Here is a 4,571-nt window from a genome sequence, read left to right on the forward strand (position 1 = left end):
CCGCGGTCCGCAGCGAGCTCACCCTGATCGCCACCGCCCACAACCTGCTCAAACTCCACGCCGCCACCGGATGAAACGGACGATCGCGGCGCCCGGACGGGCGCCGCGACCTGCCATCAGATCCCGACTGGCGACACCCCCCCAGCCCAACACCGCAACCACCGAGACGCAGCCGCACCGAACAGCAAATCCCGACAGGCTCCATAGCGCGGAAAAGTGCTCACGAGCGCGGAGCGCACCTACATGCGCGGCTGGCCGTTCGAGGCGCCGAGCCCGCCGTCGACGGGCAGGTGCGCGCCGTTGACGAACCGGGCGTCGTCGCTGGCCAGGAAGGCGATGACGTCGCCGACCTCGGCCGGCTCGGCCGGGCGGCCCATCGGGATGCGGTCACGGAACTTGGCCAGGAGGTCGTCGTCCTCGCGGAGGCCGGCGCTCATGTCGGTCTCGGTGATGCTGGGGTGCACGGCATTGACGCGCACGCCGTCGGCCCCGTGGTCGAGCGCCATCGCGTTGGTCAGGTTGACCACGGCGCCCTTCGCGGCGTTGTAGGCGGCCATGCCCCAGTCGCCGCCGAGGCCGGAGACGGATCCGACGTTGACGATGCTGCCGTGGGTCGCCGTCAGGTGCGGGAGCGCGGCCTTCGAGGCGTAGAAGACGCCGTCGACGTCGATCGACATGACCTCGCGCCAGGTGTCGGCGTCGAGGTCGGTGACCGTGCCGGGCCGGGCGACGGCGGCGTTGTTGACGAGCGTGTCGAGCCGGCCGTACTCCCGGGCGACCTCGTCGACCAGGTGGGTGATCGCGGCCTCGTCGGAGGTGTCCGCGGTGCGGGCGACGACGGTGGAGCCCTCGGGGGCGTCGGCCAGCGTCTCGTCCAGCTTGTCCTGCGAGCGACCGGTGATGACGACGGTCGCGCCGTCGGCGGCGAAGCGGTGCGCGGTCGCGGCGCCGATGCCGGAGCCGCCCCCGGTCACGATGACGACCTTTCCGCTGAAGCGGCCTGCGGGCACGGGTACTCCTCGGGTTCGGGACCTGCGGACCCCGGCGGATACCCCGTCGTGTCGGGGTCACCGGACGATCCGGGTCACAGCCACCGGGTTGTCCCCAGGGGTTGTCCACAGTGGGGATGAACTACAGGGGTGTGATTCGACGGCCGCCCGCTCCTGGTCACGCCCCCTCACGTCGGGCCGGTGCTCGGGCTAATGTCGCGGTGGTGAGGCGCCACGTGACCATCGAGCTGAAGACCCCCGCCGAGATCGACGTGATGCGGGAAGCCGGACGGGTCGTGGCGCGCTGCCTCGAGGCCTGCCGGGCCGCCAGCGCCCCCGGCGTCACGCTGAAGGAACTCGACACCGCCGCGCACGACGTCATGCGCAGCCACGACGCCACCCCGGCGTTCCTCGACTACCACCCGCACTTCGCGCCCTCGCCCTACCCGGGCGTGATCTGCGCGAGCGTCAACGACGCCGTCGTGCACGCCATCCCCGGCTCCTACCGCCTCGCGGAGGGCGACCTCGTCAGCGTCGACATCGGCGCTTTCGTCGACGGCTGGTGCGGGGACGCCGCGATCAGCTACGTCGTCGGACCCGCCGAGGCCGCCGACCCGGCCGACCTCGCCCTGATCGACACCACCGAGCGCGCCCTCTACGCCGGCATCGCCGCCGCCCGGCCCGGCAAGACGCTCGGCGACATCGGCGCCGCGGTCGCCGGCGTCGCCCGCCCCGCCGGCTACGGGATGCTCGCCGACCACGGCGGCCACGGCGTCGGTCGCGCGATGCACGAGCCGCCGCACGTCGCCAACGAGGGCCGCCCCGGCAAGGGCCTCAAGCTGCGGCCCGGGCTCGTCATCGCCATCGAGCCGATGCTGCACGCGGGCGGCAGCGACGACTACCGCCACGACCCCGACGGCTGGACGCTGCGCACCGCCGACGGCAGCCGCGCCGCGCACGTCGAGCACACCATCGCGATCACCCCGGACGGGCCGCGCATCCTCACCGAGGCCTGACCGAGTGAGCCCTGGTGCTTCCTGGTTCCACGTGCGGCCGGTGTCCCCCGGGGTCTGGCTCGTCGCCGAGCCGACCCACGTCACCAGCTGGCTCGTCGCCGGCCGGGACCGGGCGGTGCTGCTGGACACCGGGCTGGGCGTCGCCCCGATCCGGCCGGTCGCCGAGGCCGCCGTCGGGATGCCGGTCGAGGCGGTCAACACCCACCACCACTTCGACCACACCGGCGGCAACGCCGAGTTCGACGCGGTCGCCATCCACGAGCTCGGCGTCGCGCTGCTCGCCGCCGGCGCCGCGCCCGCGGTGCGCGCCTCGTACCTCGAGTACACCCGGGCCCTCCTCGAGGCCGCCAGGCCCTACCGCGACCTCGACCGGCGCTTCTTCCACCTGCTCACCGACGACTCCGATCCCCGCGAGCTCCCGCCGGACTTCGACGCCGAGGCCTGGGTCCGTCCCGGCCCGCCCCGAGGACCGACGCCGGTGCCGCTGCGCGAGGGGGACGTCCTCGACCTCGGCGGCCGCACCTTGTCCGTGCTCCACACCCCCGGACACAGCCCGGACTCGGTCTGCTTCCTCGACGACCGCGACGGCCTGCTCTTCGGCGGCGACACCCTCAACACCGGCCCGATCTACGCCCAGCTCGCCGAGTCCGACGTCGCCGACTTCGCCCGTTCCACGGCCCGGCTCGCCGCCCTGGAGGCGGACGTCTCGCTCGTGTGCATGTGCCACTTCGGACGGGCGATCGGGGAGCCGCGGTACCTGCGCGAGGTCGCCGACGCCTTCGACCGGCTCGTCTCCGGCGACCGGACCGTGGAGTTCCGCGTGCAGCGCGACTGCGACGACGACGAGGTGCGCGAGGCGGTCTTCGGGCAGTGCTCGATCCTGGTCGCCGCCGACCCCGCCGCCGGCTGAGGCGGCCGTCCCCGGACACGCGTGACCCTGCCTTCCGACGATCACGCCGCTAGGGTCCGCGTCCATGCCGTCCCGTCCGTCCGCCGGTCCGCCCGCCCCGACCCCGCCGGGTGCGGACGCCTCGCCCGGCGAGGTGATGCGCTGGGTGTTCGACATCGTCAACACCCACTCCTCGGCACCGCTGCGGGCGGTCCTGTCCGCGGAGACCCGGCTGCGGCTGCCCGACGCGACCCACCGGGGCGTCGAGGAGATCCTGCGCTTCTGGGACGGGCTGTTCGCCGCGGTCCCGGACCTGACGGTGACGATGCAGGCGATGGCCGAGCAGGACGGGACGGTCTTCGTGCGCTGGACGCTCACGGGCACGCATTCCGGCACCGCGTGGGCGGGGGTGGCCGCGAGCGGAGCACGGATCGATCTCGACGGCGTCGACCACGTGACGGTGGCCGACGGGGTCATCACGTCGGACTTCGTGGTCCTCGACCAGCTGCAGCTCGCACGGCAGGTCGGCCTCGCGCCGGCGCAGGGGTCGCGGGTCGACGTCGCGCTGCGCCGCGGGTCGGGACTGCTCGCGCGACTGCGTCCCTGAGCGAGTGCGGGAGGACCGCGCTCAGTCGGTCTTCTTGCGGGTCCGTCCCTGGGTCCCGCCGCGGCCACGGAACTCGACGCCGGCGTCGACGAGGAGTCGCCGCACGCGGCCGATGCTGTAGCCGGTCTCGGAGCAGATCTCGCGGATGCTCTGGCCCCGCTGGTACCGCTTGAGCAGCTCCCCGGAGAGCTTCTCGCGTTCGGGACCCGTCACCCGCTGGTTGCGCGCCAGATCGGGGGTCTTCGCCATACGGCACATTCTCACCAAGAGTGGTCGGGGAGCGCCACCATATGGGGTTACCGGGCGGTCAAACGGTCAGATCTTTCGTTGAAACGACGCTGCGTGGTCAAGATACCCACGAGAGGGTGACTATCCGTGTCCGTCCTGCGTCGCGGGCGTTCCGCGATAGGCCGGGTACTGCCGCCCGCGGGGGGCCACCTCCTCGTCCGCCTCCGCGCCCCAGACCGTCCAGCCCGCCCGCGGATAGCGGGCGAACATCTCGAGGTACGGACCCGGCGAGCAGGCCTCGATGAGCTCGTAGGCCTCGTCCGGCTTGCGGGAGTGCTCCCGCTTGACCGTCTCGATCATGTTGACCTGCCGGCGGGCCGGGTCGAGCGTGCGCATCGACCCGCGCACCCCGAACAGGATGAGCTCGGTGACGTTGCGGAAGTAGAAGCCGACACCGCGCCCGTCGGGCCCGCCGTCCTTGCGGCGCTTGGCCCACACGAGGTTGGAGACGTAGCGGAACCCCCAGCCCTGCATCACGGCCAGGCCCTCGGGGAGCAGCGCGTTCGGCACCCAGAGGTAGAGGTGCGCGTTGTCGGCGACGACGTCGGCCACCGGCAGCGCCGCGATCTCGCCCGCGGTCATCGTGTCGTACCGGTCGAGCCTGCGGTGCTCCGGCGCGACCTTCCCGGTGCGGTTGGAGAACCGCCACGGCGGGTCGGCGTACACGCACGACCAGCCGCCGCCGGTGCGCGGCAGGGGCGCCGCCTGCAGCGGCGCGACGTCGACGCGCAGCGGCTCGGCCCGCGGCGCGCGCCGGGGCCGGTCGGCGGCGCACCCGGGGT

At 73.3% G+C, this 4,571-nt stretch carries 6 protein-coding genes; 3 read left to right on the forward strand and 3 right to left on the reverse strand.

Going from position 1 to position 4,571, the window contains the following annotated elements; all coding sequences use genetic code 11:
• Nucleotides 1-239: 239 nt before the first annotated feature.
• Entirely contained in the window at nt 240-1,010 is a 771-nt protein-coding gene (budC, locus tag AC0CYZ_RS15975) for a meso-2,3-butanediol dehydrogenase (RefSeq protein ID WP_472217035.1), read from the reverse strand.
• A gap of 215 nt (nt 1,011-1,225) precedes the next feature.
• On the opposite strand from budC, the gene map reads away from it, so the two are divergent.
• The 3 genes from map (at nt 1,226) to AC0CYZ_RS15990 (ending at nt 3,501) form a co-directional block, all read left to right on the forward strand.
• A complete protein-coding gene (gene map, locus AC0CYZ_RS15980; protein ID WP_472217037.1) occupies nt 1,226-2,005 on the forward strand; it encodes a type I methionyl aminopeptidase in 780 nt (259 codons plus the stop codon).
• A gap of 40 nt (nt 2,006-2,045) precedes the next feature.
• Nucleotides 2,046-2,915, forward strand: coding sequence for an MBL fold metallo-hydrolase (locus AC0CYZ_RS15985; protein WP_472217039.1), 870 nt, complete (start codon nt 2,046-2,048; stop codon nt 2,913-2,915).
• A 64-nt stretch (nt 2,916-2,979) separates the two neighbouring features.
• Entirely contained in the window at nt 2,980-3,501 is a 522-nt protein-coding gene (locus AC0CYZ_RS15990) for an ester cyclase (protein WP_472217041.1), read from the forward strand.
• A 21-nt stretch (nt 3,502-3,522) separates the two neighbouring features.
• Here AC0CYZ_RS15990 and AC0CYZ_RS15995 read toward each other — a convergent pair whose 3' ends face one another.
• Nucleotides 3,523-3,750 carry a helix-turn-helix domain-containing protein gene (locus AC0CYZ_RS15995; protein WP_472217043.1) on the reverse strand — a complete coding sequence of 76 codons (228 nt, stop codon included), beginning with the start codon at nt 3,748-3,750 and terminating at the stop codon, nt 3,523-3,525.
• 120 nt (nt 3,751-3,870) lie between these two features.
• Nucleotides 3,871-4,521, reverse strand: a complete 651-nt coding sequence (locus AC0CYZ_RS16000; protein WP_472217045.1) for an MT-A70 family methyltransferase — start codon at nt 4,519-4,521, stop codon at nt 3,871-3,873.
• Nucleotides 4,522-4,571 lie beyond the last annotated feature (50 nt).

The organism is Actinomycetospora sp., assembly GCF_055612215.1.

Bases quoted from the DNA above. Each gene is read 5' to 3' on its own strand.
- AC0CYZ_RS15990 (WP_472217041.1), top strand. From the start codon at position 2,980: ATGCCGTCCCGTCCGTCCGCCGGTCCGCCCGCCCCGACCCCGCCGGGT.
- AC0CYZ_RS15995 (WP_472217043.1), bottom strand. From the start codon at position 3,750: ATGGCGAAGACCCCCGATCTGGCGCGCAACCAGCGGGTGACGGGTCCC.